The sequence below is a fragment of the Alistipes finegoldii DSM 17242 genome (genome assembly GCF_000265365.1).
In the GTDB taxonomy this organism is placed as follows: domain Bacteria; phylum Bacteroidota; class Bacteroidia; order Bacteroidales; family Rikenellaceae; genus Alistipes; species Alistipes finegoldii.
Genome location: NC_018011.1, coordinates 2,917,704 through 2,933,253, shown reverse-complemented (window position 1 = coordinate 2,933,253; position 15,550 = coordinate 2,917,704). Strand labels below are relative to the sequence as shown.

The window sequence follows — 15,550 nt, the reverse complement described above, 5'->3', positions numbered from 1 at the left end:
CGCCCGCGCCCCGAAAGGTGCGGGCGGCGGTTAATGAATAGGTTGTTTATGCGCCCAGATCGACCGACTGCGTTACGGGTGTTTCCCACTCGGCGACCGACACGCTGACTTGGCAATCCTGCCCCACGAGACCCGTGATGTTGGCGGCCACACGGTAGTAGCCGTTGCGGGCGATTTCACCCCCGGCCTTGCCCGTGAGGGGAACGGTGTAGACGACTTCCATGCGGTCGGCCGTTGTCGAAGCGTTCCCGTCGGCGTCATAGGTCGCGGTGATCTCCAGCGCGACGCGGCTTGCTTCTGCCAAAGCTCCGTTTTCGAAGATGTAGAAAAGGTTGTTATACTTGCCGGATGCCGCTGCCGGGGCCTGCGTATGGGTGTAGGTCATGGCTCCGGGCGTCGGTGTGGCCGGGGCGATGATCGGCGTCTGGCTGGCGGCACGCACCACCTTCGTTCCCGTTACGGTCAGCGTTCCGGAATACTTGCTATTGAACGACGCATCGACGGAGGTCTGCACGGCGACTTTGGCGACGGTGCGTTTGAGTGTCAGGGCTACGGATGTCGTGCCGCCCTCGGCGATGGCCTTGCTCACTCCGGCCGTCATTACGAAGCCGCCGCTGCGCTTGGCTTTGGTCGAAACCTCGGCGAATGTCCCGTTATAGTCGGCGGCGGATGTTTCCAGCTTTGCCAGCAGCGCGGATTTCGTGGTGACGCCCGTCAGGGACATGTTGGCTACGGCATAGAAGTCGCAGGTCGTTCCGGCTGTGGCGTGCGGCAGGGCGAAGGTCGCGGTGCGGGCCGTGAGTTCCGATGCGGTGAAGTCGCGCAGGGTGATAAGGTCACCTTTGGCGTTGAACACGTACACGGAGAGCGAGGAGAGGGATTTTTCCCACGCTTCGGCGGCCGCGGCTTCGGCGAAGAACGCACGGGTCGGGGTTTCGTCGGTGAACCTCATGGCGACGATTGCGCCGTTGAGGGTGTTGTCGATGTCGGGAATGACAGTCGTTGCATCGTCTTTGTTGCAGGCGATCATCGAAAGTGCGGCAAAGGCCGCGAAAAGAATCTTTTTCATGTTAAATCGTTGTGTTTTGAGTGTAATTTGCTGTGAATTAAAGTTTTGATGTTGTGTTTGTTGTCTGCGGCAGGGCCGCTCCGTCCTGTCCCGGTCCGCACCCTCGGTGCTCTCCGGGCGAAAATCGTCACTTTCGCATATTTTAGGATTTAGGAGGTTATTCTTCCCAGCCGTAACCGAGGACTTCGAAACGCACGTTTTTGTCGCAGTCCTCGGTCAGTCGAAGCGTGCCGTCCAGTTTTATAGTCACGTCCGCGAGGGTTAGCGTCAAGGGAATTACGGGTGTCGTGCCGCCCTCCAGCAGCAATTCCAGAAAACCGTATTCTTTGAGCATCCGGCGACTTATGCCGCGCTTGGCGGCGGCTACCCAGTCAATAGCCGATTCATCGAATCTTTCCATAGCGCTAAACGTGTTGACCTGTTTTCCGTTGTGCTTTGGGGGTGGGCGTCGCTACCTCCGGACGCGGTGATTTCTGCCCGGCTCGCGGCTGTTTCTGACCTTGCGGGGATGTCTGGCCCTGCACCGGGGTTTTGCCTTGCGTGGTTTGGCCTGCGCCGAAAAGGTCAGGTGCGGGAGTTTGTCCCTGCCCGGCCGTTTCGGCGGCCTGCCCCTGCTGGTTCTGCTCCGGCACGGCTGCGGGTGCTTGTCCCTGTCCGGCGGTCTCGGCGGTCTGTTCTGCCGACTGCTTGGGGGCCTGCGGGTATTGGGTCCGCCCGTCGGCGGTTTCGGGCATCGAGGAAATGATACGCTCCATGTCGCGCTGCTCGCGCAGTTTGGTTGCCAGCGCATTCCGCTGCTCAATGGTCAATACCTCCATAGGTTTGCGGAAAACCGCGTTGTACTGGTAGGGCACGATGTTCACGCTGCCGTCCCTGTTTACAATCGCTATTTCGCGCACTTCACCGCGACGGAAGCTGTTGATGTCCTCCTGTGTGAGTTCCGTGCCGCGGATGTATCGGGGAACAAAAGCATTTTCAGTATTCGTGTAATCCAACTGCCGCGTATCGAAGTCCCGCGACACGAGCAGAGGACCCTCGGACGTTTCCAGCACGCGGCCGAGGTTGCCGTACATTTCGAGGTTCTTCATATCCGTTTCGGTGAATTTCTGATCGAAAAGTCCCTCGTCGAGAATCCGGGCATAGCTTTTCACATCGACTTTGTAGCCGTTGCCGCTCTTTTTGAGCCGGATTTTACCCTCGCCGATATAGTTGATTATATCGTCATGGTATTTGAGCTTGTGCATCCCCGTTTGTTCGTAATTCTGCAACTTTTGGAGATAGTTCATCTTTTCCAGCCCGCCGAAGCTGTACCCCATGCGGTTGAGCGTGTCCCACGGCATTTCGGCAACGGGGATGCCGCGGGTTTTCATCTTGCACTCGAATTTTCCGTCCGGGTGTATCTTGTAGTTGTAATAGAGTTTCACGTCGTCGCGGGTGGTATTTTTCCAATACCGTTTCAGCGCATCTTTCATGCGTCCGAGCGCACGCCGCGGGAGAACGTAAATGTTGATGGTGGGGTTGTTGTGATACTTCTGCAAATTCTTGTAGAAGTTCAGCGGAATGTTCTTGTCCATGACAAAAAACAGGCTTTCATTTTCCGGGGTCGGGTCCACCGTGCCGATACTCCCGTCGGGGTTCTGGGAAAAGACCTTTGCCTGGTCTTTCTCCTTGTCGTACATCATGCCGATACTCGGCTCGTTGAGTGAATTGTCGTTGGGCTGCTGCGCAGCACCGGGCGACTGTTGTTGTTCTTCTGCCATAATTTGAATTTTAAGTTATTATGTGAAACTGTTTGCTCTGCGAATGTATATCCGCCATCATCAAAAAGATACTCTTTACGCCCTCGTTCGCCCTCGTTCGCCCTAATTGGCTACGGTTTCGTTGCCTTTAAACAGGTGTTTTAGCTTCGGGTCGTCGGCTATGCGTCGCAGTTCGTCCTCTACGATCTGGGCCGCTTCCTGCTTTATGCGGTAGTAGTTGGCTTCGATAACCTCGGCCATTCGGTCCTTGCCGTTTTCGTCGGTGAAGTCGGAGAGCACGGGAATCGGACGATACTGTTTTTCTTCGGCTTTGACCTTTTCGACATCGACGACAATCTGGGCGTGAAACATTTTCTGCGGAATATTGTCCCCGAAGTTGTCGGCCACGGCTCCGACGAACACGCCCTGCGAAAGATTGCTGATTTTCGACGCGGGGATCACGCTGTCAAGCTGGGTGTTTATCCCCGTGGATTTATCTTCACGGCTGATATTGAGCGACTGCCGCTGCTGCACGATTTTTCCGAAGCGTTCGGAGAGGATGCGGGCCGTGTCGCCTACGACCTGCCCGGCAATAACGTTTCCTACGATATTCTGTATGACTTTGCTTTCGTGTTCGCCGTAATCGCGTGTAAGTTGGGAAAAGTCCTGCATCCCCAGACATACGGCTACGCGGTTGCTTCGGGCCGTGGCTATGAGGTTGTCCAGACCTTTGAAGAAAATGGTCGGCAGCTCGTCGATCACGACGCCGCATTTGAGTTTTCCCTTGCGGTTTATGGTTTTCACGATGCGCGAGTTGTAAAGGCTCAATGCCGCCGAATAGATATTCTGGCGGTCGGGGTTGCTGCCCACGCAAAGGATTTTCGGGGCTTGGGGATTGTTCAGGTCGAGGGAAAAGTCGTCGCCCGACATGACCCAGTAGAGCGCGGGCGAGATAATCCGTGACAGCGGGATCTTCGCGGACGCGATTTGTCCCTGTAACTGCTCCTGTGCGCCGCCCTGCCAAGCATCGACGAACGCACTCAAATAGTTTTCCAGTTCGGGCCGGGCCATGAGGATGGTGAAAACCTCCTCGTATTTCTTGTTCAGCAGTTCGATTGCGTGGGGGAAGGTGCAGTATTTCCCGTTCTGATAGATACGCAGAAACCAGATAATCGCCGTGAGCAGCACGACGGGTGATTCGACGAAAAAATCGCCCTGCTTCTGTGCCCACGAACGGTTCAGACCGATCATTATGACGTAAGCAGCTTCATAGGCATCCGCAATGTCGGTCAGAAAATCGGCATTGATGGGATTGCAGCGGTGCGAGTGGCGGGGATCGTCGAAGTTTATCACGCAGAACTGCGGCTTTACTTCGTACTTGTGCGTGAAACGCAGCAGGTGGTTGTAAGCCAGCATACTCAAATCCGGATATTTGAAATCATAGAGATACAGACTATATCCTTTCTCGATGAGTTGTTTGATGTAATTATTGATTACGGTGAATGATTTTCCGCTGCCCGGTGAGCCGACCACCATGCAGCTACGAAAAACCGCGATATTCACCCAGCCGCGAAAATTTTGTCCCCGATAACGGAACAGCGTCGGCAGGTTCACCGAATATTCGTCCGAAAGCAGGCGTGTTTCCTGCATAAAGGATTCGTTTTCGTCGTTGAAAACGTCGTCCAAGAGGTCGTGCCGCAGAAGCCGCCATATCCATATTCCGGCCGTAAGCATGAGCAGATAACCCGCGAACAGAGTTCCGGTGTACCATGCCACGCGCACGCCGGGCATTGCGTGTATATGCAAAAGCCAATCGTTGAAAAAGTAGAGGAAGAAGCCAGCGAAGCCCGCCGTGATGATATGCGGCCAGCCGATTTTCTGCGATTTAACGCCCCGTGAACCCAGACAGGCGATCAGGAGCAGCAGAAAGGCGAACAGTTTTGAGTAGAGGGGTGAGGAATAGAATCCCGTCGTCTGCTGGAATCCATGCAGAATACGGTCGATAATCCCGAATGTTCAGCCGTTGTCGGCCAGTCATTCGTAACAGAACCAATAAATGTTGGTAACATTGCAGATAATGCCTACGGCCAAAATGAACGCGACAATCTTTGCCAGCGCCCTCAAATCATCTTCTTGTTGCATAAATATAGTTTTTGGTTTCGGCGGCAAAAGTAAGTCGGACGCGACAATTCCCGACGTTGTAGGCTGCCGTTCGCCCTCGTTCGCCCTAATTGGCTACGGGATATGTCTGGAATCGGAAAAAATCTATACCTTTGTAGGCGAATATTCGAAAGGTGCATGCCTGAATATTCATCATAGCCTGTTCCCGGCAGTCAAACGTGGAAATTTGAATGGGAAGCAGGCGGGACGGCTGAACTTCGTACATCGTTTGTGCGGGGTTCGGTCTGACTGTTTCCGGGTTTTCCACGACCTGACTGCCGCAGATTGTTCCCCGTACATTTTTAAGATATTTTGCTACCTTTGTCATTGCAACAAGGGTACGCCCACATACTCGCGGCCTGTTCAGTAAGGAATCGAAACGGCAAAAATTTGATTGAGAAACAGGCGGGACAGGTCGAACTTCGTGCTTTTACGGCGCGGGGTTCGGCTGTCTGTTTCGTGGCTCTTTGCCGTGCCTGATTCCTTTCGCCGTTCCCCGCGTTTTTCTTTTCTTGCCCTAATACGAAGAATGACCGTTAAATTATTATGAATTATATCGTTATCGGTGCAAATTAAACGTTATTCGCATGGGTGATCCGGGTGTTGCTTCCGATAAATAATAATTATGGCTAATTGTTTGATTTATAGAACTGAAAAGCTATATTTGCAATGATTCAAGTTATATAAAGGTTTGTTCAATTCGTTAGAAGAATAACGCAAGTGCAAAAGCAAAGATGTAGGCATCATATCTTTGTGAGGTGATTGTTTTTGGAGTTTTTTCTTTGAAGATTTTAAGTGTAAGAGAGAGTGAAAAGGGCCTGCGCGCAATGCGCAGACCCTTTTGAATTGTATGATCCTCCCGAATTAGTCCTCATAGCAAATGTAACGAATTATGTCATGTCAGCTTTACCAAATGCAGGTTGAATCGCTATTTTTTCGTATATTGGGTAATATTATTGTGGGCTGATTATGAAAATATTTATTTATGTTTGTGTCTTTCTATGCTTGTATTCGTGTTCCGAAAGCAAACACATATCCGAAGAACTGAATCGAACGGAGGAAATAATTAACGATTATCCGGACAGCGTGTTACGCTCCTTGCAAGCTATTGCTCCCGGCAGTATTTGCAAAAAATCGACAAAAGCGCATTACGGGCTTCTTTATTCGCTGGCGTTGGATAAAACAGGGCAAACCATAGATTCCGATTCGATGCTTCGTCCTGCCGTAAACTATTTTCTGCGGAAAGGCACGAATCGGCAAAAGTTCCTTTCTTGGTATTGTCTGGGACGCATGGAATACAGCGCAAATAATTATCAGAAAGCAACCGAATCGTATCTTAAAGCGCTGGAGTATCAGGACCTAATAGATGATCCTTACCTGATCGGAGTGTGTAACTTCGTGTTAGGAGAACTGAATTTGAAGCAGAATAATTATCAAAGGGCTTTGTTTTATTACCAAGAAGCCTACGAAAACTATCAGGCCGCAAATAAGACCAAACACCAAGTCAGCGCTAAAACTGCCATTGCCGCTGTTTACTACATGGAGAACGATAACGATAACGCGCTCCGGGATTATCGGGAAGCATTGAATCTATCCGAACAATTCGGGTATGAGGATTTTCAGGTGTACTGCCTGCGTTGCCTAATCGGGATTCTTTCGAACAAAGGCGTAACCAACGAAACCTACAATTATGTAGGTCGTTTTCTCCAGTTGTCGGATGATTTATCGCCGAATGATTACTGTGTTTTGGGAGAATATTATTTGCGTATCAATAAACCGGACAGCGCCGAATATTATTTGAACGCAGCGATTTCAGCCAATATTGGTGGGCCGCGCGAAAACGATGCGGCAGCTAAAATTCTCCTTGCCGAAGCCTATACGATGAATGCAGATTACCGAGCGGCCTACTCGATGCAAAAGGAGTGTCTTGCTTTATGTGATTCGATACATTTAAGCTATATGAATAATTCTGCGGCAGAAACCGAACTGCGATATAAAAACGAGCGTTTGGAATTTGAACGCTACCGCTCCAGCGTAAGACAAAATGTAATTTATATTATCGCTTTGGTATCAGTCATAGCGATCTGCGGCATTATTTATATCTTCCGCCGCAGAAATAAGATGCAGAAACAAAGAATCGAGGAATATCTGACGCTGATTGAAGAACTAAATAAGACCAAATTGCAAATACCCGATGCCGCAAAAATTAGTGAACTGCTTAATACGCGCTTTCAAGTCCTGAAAGAACTTGCAAAAACCTATTACGAGTTTGAAAATTCCCCGGCTCTTACCAAGAAAGTCAAAGGCATTTTATCCGAAAAGATTTTGGATAAAACGATAATATCGGATTTAGAGAATACCCTAAATCAACAATACGATAATGTGATTTCTAATTTCAAGTCCGAATATCCGAAAATCAAGCCATGTTTCGTGGAATTGCTATGCCTGCTCTATGCCGGATTTTCACCGCAACAGATAAGCGTTATTACCAATGAAACGCTAAAAACAATATACATGCGGAAGTTCCATTTGAAAAAGAAAATAATAGCTTCGCATATTACAACCAAAGATGTGATTCTCAATATTATTTCGTAAATATCAGATAATCAATATTTTTGCCAGCAAAACTTGTTGACAATAAAGATTTGCTGGTAATTTGCTGATTTAGAGCATATTAGAGCAAGGCCCGAAAACTGAAAAATTTTCGGGCTTTTTTGTGTGCGTAACTGTTTGTTTTTCAGTCGAAATCACTTTGCGGTTGAAAAATTTTAGAGGCTCTGATTTCTTGGTTTTCGGAAACAATCGCTCTACTTTTGAAATGTACGAATATCTCATACTCACTTTCAAATTTAAGCCTATGAAAAAGTTCTCTCCCGCAATGTCTGTAATTGTCGGTTTGTTTATGCTATTCGCAGGTATTTATTCGGTCTATGGCGGCGGCAAGACGGCAGTTATTGTCAAACAGGTAAAAGTCGGCGGCGGCCCCGTCTGCCTATCGGAAAATATCCCGCTCGTATTCTATGATAGTTCTATGAGTATAGTAGAGGTCATTGCATCGGGCGCAGAGAGCAAGACGGGGCAGTTGATAATTTCCGGCAACTTTGGCACGGTTGCATGTGAACGTTTCGACCTTTTCAATGGAAAAAGTATCATTCCAATCCCCGAACTGGAACCGGGATTTTACACGATTGAACTGTCAATAGACAAAAATGTTTTCGCAGGCGATTTTTTTATCGAATGACATAGAATGTAGGACAAAGAAAGGGGAAACGAATAGATGACAGAAGCAGCAACTAACTTTTTGTCTGACAGCTAATCCACTAAACCAAAACTCTCTGTGAGTAACGTCTTTGTTTGCTCACACAAAAATCACTACCAACTTAAATTTCAAGGCCATGAAAAAAGTATTAGCATTAATCGTATTGTGTTTCATCGCATTTAATAGCCATGCGCAATTAAAGTATCAGAACGGCTATTTGGTTTATAACGCTATGGAGCGTTACAACGGATATATGACCAACTGGGAGGGCTGGGCGCATTGCTGGAAATTCGGGAATCGAATGATTAAATTCGACCTCGGCCCCGCAGATTCGCGCGTTTCCAGCAACTCCGACAAACTCGTACTCTACGATACGGAGAACGGCGGTTTCATCGACCTGTACGCCCGCAACGTCTATACGAACTCCGACGCTGCGTCGAAAACAAATATCCAGTCGTTAGGCAGCGCAACGGCAACCCTCACGCAACTGCGTCCCGTGTCGTTCGAATGGGCCGATAAGGCGCATTATTTCAAGACCAGCCGACGTTCGACGGGCGTTTCCAATCCCAAAGAAATGGGATTCATTGCCCAGGAGATCGAGCAGGTACTTCCCGACATCGTGGCCGTGGATTGCGAGGGCCACCGTGTCGTAAATTACAGCGCATTGATTCCGCTGCTTACGAAGTCTATTCAGGAGCTTAACGGCCAGATCGAAACCCTGAAAGCAGAAATCGAAGCGCTCAAATCTGGAAAATAATTAAACGATTATTATTATGAAAAGAATACTGAATATAATCGGTATTTTCTTTCTGTCGATAATAGTTTTCACTGGATGCCAGAATTTTACGGAGGACGAAATGGAAATGTCCCCGCAAACAAGGGCACAATTAAGTTCCGGTACGCACTATTATTGGTATAAGGGGAACAAAATCCCGATTACAATTAATACGACAAAATCGTACATTCTTTTTGAATCCTCCGATGAAGCGAATTTGCAGTTACCTCTCCTGAACTCCAAATCGGGATTGAGTGCGGCAAAAGTAACTTTATCTTCCCGGCTCCAGTTGCAAGATGCAACACGATCAGCGGCCAACGATAACCTGTATTGGGCCGAAGTTGCAACTGCGGACGTAAACGCACAAGATAAGGCATTGGTTTACAGCGCACCTTATTTCAAGACTTCCGACGGCGCTGATTTGGGTTTGAGCCATTTGTTTTATGTCAAAGTGAAGTCCATACGCGACGTAAGAATCCTGACAACACTTGCAACGGAGAATAAGGTAACTTTACTCGGAAACAATGAATACCTGCCGCTTTGGTACACGCTTTCCTGTACGAACGAATCGCTGGGAAACGCGCTGGAAATGGCGAATAAGTTTTATGAAGATGGCCCGTTTGCCGCCTGCCAGCCTTGTTTCATCAGCGAGGACGAAACTACGGCAGCCCCGAATGACCCGTTGTTTTCCGCTCAATGGGCGTTGAAGAATACGGGGCAGAATCAAGGAACTGCAGGAATCGACATCAACTATCTCCCGGCCAGAGAGGTAACGCAGGGAAGCAGCGATATTATCGTCGCGGTATTGGACCACGGCACACAGTTGGATCACCCCGATTTGAATGTTTCGTCGAAAAGCTATGACACCGAAACAGGGAGGTCGCCAAGTCAGATTTGGGGCAACCACGGTACAGCATGTTCCGGAATCATATCTGCCAAAACCAACAATAATCTGGGGGTTGCGGGCATCGCCCCGAACTGTCCCGTTATGTCGATCAGCAATCAATTAATGGGAACATCGGATGCTCCCCAGAAAAGGGCTGACGGATTTAATTGGGCTTGGAGAAACGGTGCGTCTGTTATTTCAAATTCTTGGAGATCATCGACGTTCTCGGAGTTGTTAGAAGATGCGATACAGTCGGCCATGACAAATGGACGTAACGGTCTGGGGTGTGTCGTAACTTTTTCTGCAGGTAATTATGATTCGAATACCGTGGGCTATCCTGCGAGATCGTTGCCCGATATTATCGTCGTCGGAGCGTTAAGTCTTTCGGGTAAACGTAAATCCTCAACGACTATTGATAACGAAGGCTGGTGGGGAAGTGATTACGGAACGCAGTTAGATATAATGGCTCCCGGCGTTCTTATTTATACTACGGACCGAACCGGAAGTGTCGGGTATGTTTCGGGCGATTATATGCCAAATTTTAACGGCACATCATCGGCTTGCCCGCATGTTGCCGGAGTAGCGGCTTTGATACTGTCGGTAAATCCGAACCTGACCCAAAAGGAGGTAGCCACGATCATCGAGAAAACAGCCCGCAAGGTCGGCGGATATAGCTATTCGACGGTTAGCGGCAGACCGAACGGCACATGGCATACAGAAGTTGGTTACGGCCTGATCGACGCCTATGCTGCCGTAATGGAAGCTCAAAATGCAAGTACGACGGTCTATTTCAATGACAAGACAGTTACCACGAATACGGTAGTTTCGGGCAGCGAAATATCTGCGACGAACGTAACCGTTAAGAACAATGCCAAGCTGACGTTTACCAACGCCAAGAGTATTATTATCACTCAACCTTTTACCGTCGAACTCACTTCGTCATTAGAACTTTCTTTACAGTAATTTTTACCGATAAGGCGGAGAATCGGATTCTCCGCCTTTGGTTTTTATAGGATTTTCACCATGCAGACACGCCATCAAGACCGCTCCGCCTATTTTGAAGAAACAGCCACCTCCTGCCGCAATTATTATCTGCCTTATATTGAACAGCATACGTCTTTGAAATTCGGTCGTAAGTGCCGGGTAATGGAGGTCGGTTGCGGCATTGGCGGCATCCTTTCTATTTTTGCGGCAATGGGGGCCACGGTAACGGGAATAGATATTCACAAACCGTCAATCGAAACCGCAAAGACACTTTTCGCCGAAAGGGGGTTGAAAGGAACGTTTATCTGTTCGGATATTTTCGATTACAGCGACACACAACCTTACGACCTGATTATCCTACACGATGCGTTGGAGCATATTCCCGAAAAGGAGCGGTTGATGTTGCATTTAAAATCCTTTCTGAAAGCTGACGGCCTTTTGTATCTGGGATTCCCCGCATGGCAAATGCCGTTCGGGGGACATCAGCAAATGGCGAAGAACCGGATTATCGCCAACTGTCCTTACATCCACCTGCTGCCCCGACCTCTTTTCCGTTTCGTGTTCAGGGCATGCGGCGAAAAGGAAAGCACGGTGAAATGTTTTTTCGAAATCCGGGATACGCGCATCACTATCGAGGGTTTCCATAAATTAGTAACGGCAACGGGACTACGCATAGTGAATCAGCGGCTATATTTCATAAACCCGAATTATCAGGTGAAATTCGGATTGAAACCGCGCATACTATCTCCCGTTATCGGGAAAATACCTTATGTGAGAAATTTTTTCACGACGACCTGCTACTGTCTGCTGGCAATGCAGGAGGGGGCTAATTAACCTCCAGATCGAGCGATATTTTCGCTTCGTTCGGAACAGACGGAACCAACTGCGCTACACGCCATTTCGGGGCTTCGGTGGTGTCGTTCAGCAGAAAGGTTACGGAATATATATATTGAGCATCCGCCTTTACAAAGTTCTTTTTGACGCTTTCGATTCCGTTTGTGGCCTGTCCTGCAACCAAAAGGAGCGTGTTCTTTTCGAAGTCTATATCTTCGGGCAATTTGTCGTTGGGAAATATAAAATCCGCCAGTTCCGCCTGGCTGCGAATCACGATCAGTTGATTGGCGGGCGTTTCAGCCCAGTTCCAAAGAGGATTCAGCGTATAATCGGCGCAGGACAAAGTAGTAGCCTTTCCCTGTGTATTATCATCTGGGGTATCAGTCTTTGTTTGATTCATCTCCACGGACGTACAACCCGTCGCGGTAAACAGAGCCATTGCGATAAGACAAACGATCTTTTTCATAGCTTTGGTTTTTCAGTTTGACGATCAAATAGCGTTCCCGATTTTTATTTCGGCACGGCATCCTTGCGCATATCGTCCGAAATATAAGGTATTCATTTACAAAGATAAGAATTTTGGATAAGAAACAAACTATTTGAACAAAAAACAGGAACCCTGCGGTCCCGGTTTGACATTATTGCAGCTATTTCCAATTTGGAAACAACTGCGTCGGTCAATCTTTGTCTTTTTCGCCCTCGATCTGCTCGGTTTTTTTGGCGGCCAATACCTGTGCGGCGTTGATGGGGGAAACGACCGAGTGGCCTAACTGCTTTTCAAGCTGTGTCCGCGCGGCCTTTGCCACGCTGCCACCGCTTCGGGCGACTTTAACATTCTGCTGGAATCCTTTGGGACGGCGTTGTTTGGAAATCTCCGTAACGGACGCTTCGGCCAGCGTATTCAACGCCAATTCGATATTGGTCATGTTGTCGCGCAGGTTTTCCTTTTTCAACCCTTTGAACTGCTTGTAGGATTTTGTCGTGCGGTCCGCCCACGCTTGGGTGATAATGTCCGTCAGAGTTGCGAATTGCTGGCCCTCTACGCCCCGGCGCTGCCATTCGTCGGTGAGTTCCTTGCGGACCTCCATGCTTTTCAGGCGTTGGTTTATCCAATTCTCGGAATATCCCAGCCGTTTGTAATCGGCCATTGCCTGCTCGATGGACATTTCGGGGTCCTGCATCTGGTCCAAACGGTCGCTGGCGACCTGCGCCATCCATTGTTTGAAAGGTTCGGCCTTCGGCGAGGGGATCGACTGAATCAGGCGGAAAAGCTGTGTCGTGTCCGCCACGTCGGTAAGACGCATCTTTCCGTCGGCAGCCAGCATTTTCAAACCGTGACAATTTGTCACGGTTTCATTTCCCTCCGCTTTAAGTCGCTGTTTGAGTTTACGCCAATAGGCGGCGGCATCTGCACTTTCGGTCAGAATTGCGACAACATCGACAATCGCAAAATACCATTTCTCGGTTTCGTCGTCCCAGACGGTCCGCACCTTGCGTTCCTCGAAAAGTTGTATAGCTTGTTTTTGGGTCATCTGTTTGTAACTTACCGATTAATGCTTTATGACATGAACAATAACATTTTCCGTTTCCTCGAACGACTGCTTAAATGTATCAACATCACGTATGACCCCTAAATCATATATTATGAAAAGCAGATTGTTAAACTTTGTTTTGTAGGCCAAAATATCGTCGTTAATTTGTTGAATAAATGTCTTTTCTTCTGTCTTACATAATTTGATCTCTACTGCTAAATCTATGCTATTAAAACTGAAATCAGGAATATACGCTTTTGACGAATAATCTATGTGCGGTCCCTCTCTCTCAAAATCTATATCTGCTCCGATTAAAAGGTTTTCAAATTGATCTTGTATTTCTTTTTCACGTTCAGGCTTGGTGCGAATAACTTTTCTTAATTTATGTTCTGACAATGAAAGAACTTTCATTAAATCTCCGGTAGCTTGTTTTTCGACCGATGCGCTGTAAACAGTATCAATATCATTTGCATCAAGGTAATCTTTTGCGGCTAACAAGAATCCATTAGCTTGTTCAAGTTGCTCTACATAAGCTTCCTGATTGTATGCTTCCATTGCCCCGTCAATATCCCAACCTCTATATATGCGTTGCCCATGAAATTGCCACGTAAGATTCTTAATATTACAATAATAATAGGAATCAGAACCGAATATTTCTTCCAAAAAGACTAATGTGTTAGTCAGCCATCTTACATGTTCCGAAGAACCGCGCCGACCTAATTTTAGCGTATGTATAACCTCTATTTGTTTATCTAAATAGCCTAATGCCTCATGTTTTGTCCACTTCTTCATGCTCAAATTTGGATAGAATTGAATCTAAAAGAGAATTACATTTTTACCCTCTTTCTTTCGGGAGTTGTTTCTTGCTCTGCTGTTTGTAGTAGTCGAATTGTTTACGGCAAACATCCTCTACAATATTAAACAATAAATCCACTTTGGGGACAAGCGCGTCTACAACCTCCTTTGGTACAACGAATTTGTCGTTATAGCGTGCTTCGATATAGGAGCGTTCGAGCAATTCGAAATGGTGTTTTTCTTCTTCGGTGTCTAATGGAAACACCTTTACTAATTCCAATGTATAAGCCTTACATTTTTCTATCAATGTATCCAGCTCATGTTCTTTATGTCCGTATAGAATAAATACCAACGGAATTGCTTTCAAAAGATGTTCAACGACCTGATGAAGATTGTATGTGCTATAAGTATACCTTTCTTTTGAATAATCTAATTGATAATACTCATAATGGCTTACAGCCCGATTTAGTTTTCCATTATAGTATTCTTCCGCCATTTGTAAGATTTCAGAAAAATTCAAGTCGCGTGGCGTGGCTAATTGACACTCTCCCGAATTGTAAAGCACAATTCCCTCGGTCAGAATATCTACATAGAAATAACGGCCCTCGGAAAGAGCATTATTGAATTTGGTTATGCTTTCGTTGATAATCGACGGACGGGTTTGAGTATTGGCATTTTTATTTTTTAAGAAATTGGATTTAACCCGGCTCGATACCGTAACCGTGCGCGAACCCAGCCTTTTTTTCGACACAACCAAAATATCATAGTCGCTCATATATTGGATTTTACCGCCGCCGTAATCCCGCCGTATATCCAGTTCAACATAGGTGTTGCGGGCATAACTGCCATACAAGATAATCATTACGACATCCTTTACTTCATCGCGGATCAGGCCGACCAGTTCATGTAAATCCCGCTGTTTACGTTCGGGCAGAAAATCAATGGATTGCTTCATACCCACAAATTTAGCAAGATTTTTCCAAAAACACACGGCCGGACTGCGTTAGATTCGATTTTCTTTGTATATTTGCCTTACGATTCCTTAAAGGCAGTTTCGTTGAACCGGGGCAACATAGGTTGTCCGAGAACAAACTGAAAAGGCAATTACCATGCTAACTTTAAGGAATTATCATAGCTCGGCATAGCCGACGGACATAATAAAGAGCAGCAACTCTTTATACCGTGTTGAAAAATTAGGAACTTTTCATAATCAGAGGTATAAATGTTGCCAGCCCTTGTTTTGTTCCGTCCTTACGGACGGGACTTGCAAGGGCGCGGTGCATTTTCTGATTGGGTTTCCTAATACCTTCAACGCGAAATGTATCTGCGTCCCTTGCTTTTTTTATGCCTATCCGGGACGCATATTTCCAAAATCCCACGAGTTTATGGAACCCCGTCGCGTCCTGCCGTCCATGCGTAATATCGCCGCACCTGCGGATTGCACCTGCCCCCGAACCGGGAGCAGGCGGAATCGGTATGTTACGGCGGCTCCGGCGTGGAACCGGACGCCGGGTCTT

At 47.5% G+C, this 15,550-nt stretch carries 12 protein-coding genes and 1 pseudogene; 5 read left to right on the top strand and 8 right to left on the bottom strand.

Features of this window, described 5'->3' with window-relative positions:
- Positions 1-46 precede the first annotated feature (46 nt).
- The 4 genes and pseudogenes from ALFI_RS12690 to mobC all read right to left on the bottom strand — a co-directional run bounded on the left by ALFI_RS12690 (position 47) and on the right by mobC (position 4,950).
- Entirely contained in the window at positions 47-1,069 is a 1,023-nt protein-coding gene (locus tag ALFI_RS12690) for a fimbrial protein (protein WP_009598551.1), read from the bottom strand.
- A gap of 157 nt (positions 1,070-1,226) precedes the next feature.
- On the bottom strand, positions 1,227-1,469 hold the full coding sequence (locus ALFI_RS12685; protein ID WP_014776097.1) for a DUF4099 domain-containing protein: 243 nt from the start codon (positions 1,467-1,469) through the stop codon (positions 1,227-1,229).
- 4 nt (positions 1,470-1,473) lie between these two features.
- Entirely contained in the window at positions 1,474-2,829 is a 1,356-nt protein-coding gene (locus ALFI_RS12680; RefSeq protein ID WP_014776096.1) for a DUF4099 domain-containing protein, read from the bottom strand.
- 102 nt (positions 2,830-2,931) lie between these two features.
- A pseudogene (mobC, locus tag ALFI_RS12675) lies at positions 2,932-4,950 on the bottom strand (conjugal transfer protein MobC).
- A 987-nt stretch (positions 4,951-5,937) separates the two neighbouring features.
- On the opposite strand from mobC, the gene ALFI_RS12665 reads away from it, so the two are divergent.
- From ALFI_RS12665 to ALFI_RS12645, 5 genes are all read left to right on the top strand, one after another.
- Complete coding sequence (locus ALFI_RS12665; RefSeq protein WP_014776095.1) at positions 5,938-7,563, top strand: tetratricopeptide repeat protein; 1,626 nt, start codon at positions 5,938-5,940, stop codon at positions 7,561-7,563.
- Positions 7,564-7,825: 262 nt separating this feature from the next.
- Complete coding sequence (locus ALFI_RS12660) at positions 7,826-8,209, top strand: hypothetical protein (RefSeq protein ID WP_227042945.1); 384 nt, start codon at positions 7,826-7,828, stop codon at positions 8,207-8,209.
- A gap of 154 nt (positions 8,210-8,363) precedes the next feature.
- Positions 8,364-8,984: a tail fiber domain-containing protein gene (locus ALFI_RS12655; RefSeq protein WP_014776093.1), complete on the top strand. Its 621-nt coding sequence runs from the start codon at positions 8,364-8,366 to the stop codon at positions 8,982-8,984.
- A gap of 16 nt (positions 8,985-9,000) precedes the next feature.
- On the top strand, positions 9,001-10,851 hold the full coding sequence (locus tag ALFI_RS12650; RefSeq protein ID WP_014776092.1) for a S8 family peptidase: 1,851 nt from the start codon (positions 9,001-9,003) through the stop codon (positions 10,849-10,851).
- Between the two features lie 60 nt (positions 10,852-10,911).
- Positions 10,912-11,706 (top strand): class I SAM-dependent methyltransferase, encoded by a 795-nt coding sequence (locus ALFI_RS12645; RefSeq protein WP_009598561.1) that lies wholly within the window; start codon positions 10,912-10,914, stop codon positions 11,704-11,706.
- Here the strand turns inward: ALFI_RS12645 and ALFI_RS12640 are convergent.
- The 4 genes from ALFI_RS12640 to ALFI_RS12625 form a co-directional block, all read right to left on the bottom strand.
- Positions 11,699-12,172, bottom strand: coding sequence for a hypothetical protein (locus ALFI_RS12640; protein WP_014776091.1), 474 nt, complete (start codon positions 12,170-12,172; stop codon positions 11,699-11,701). The genes ALFI_RS12645 and ALFI_RS12640 overlap by 8 nt on opposite strands.
- Before the next feature lie 211 nt (positions 12,173-12,383).
- The gene (locus ALFI_RS12635; RefSeq protein WP_009598564.1) at positions 12,384-13,238 is read right to left on the bottom strand and encodes a BRO-N domain-containing protein; all 855 of its coding nucleotides are present in this window, start codon (positions 13,236-13,238) and stop codon (positions 12,384-12,386) included.
- Between the two features lie 18 nt (positions 13,239-13,256).
- Positions 13,257-14,030 (bottom strand): PD-(D/E)XK nuclease domain-containing protein, encoded by a 774-nt coding sequence (locus ALFI_RS12630; protein ID WP_014776090.1) that lies wholly within the window; start codon positions 14,028-14,030, stop codon positions 13,257-13,259.
- Between the two features lie 43 nt (positions 14,031-14,073).
- The gene (locus ALFI_RS12625) at positions 14,074-14,988 is read right to left on the bottom strand and encodes a HEPN domain-containing protein (RefSeq protein ID WP_014776089.1); all 915 of its coding nucleotides are present in this window, start codon (positions 14,986-14,988) and stop codon (positions 14,074-14,076) included.
- Positions 14,989-15,550 lie beyond the last annotated feature (562 nt).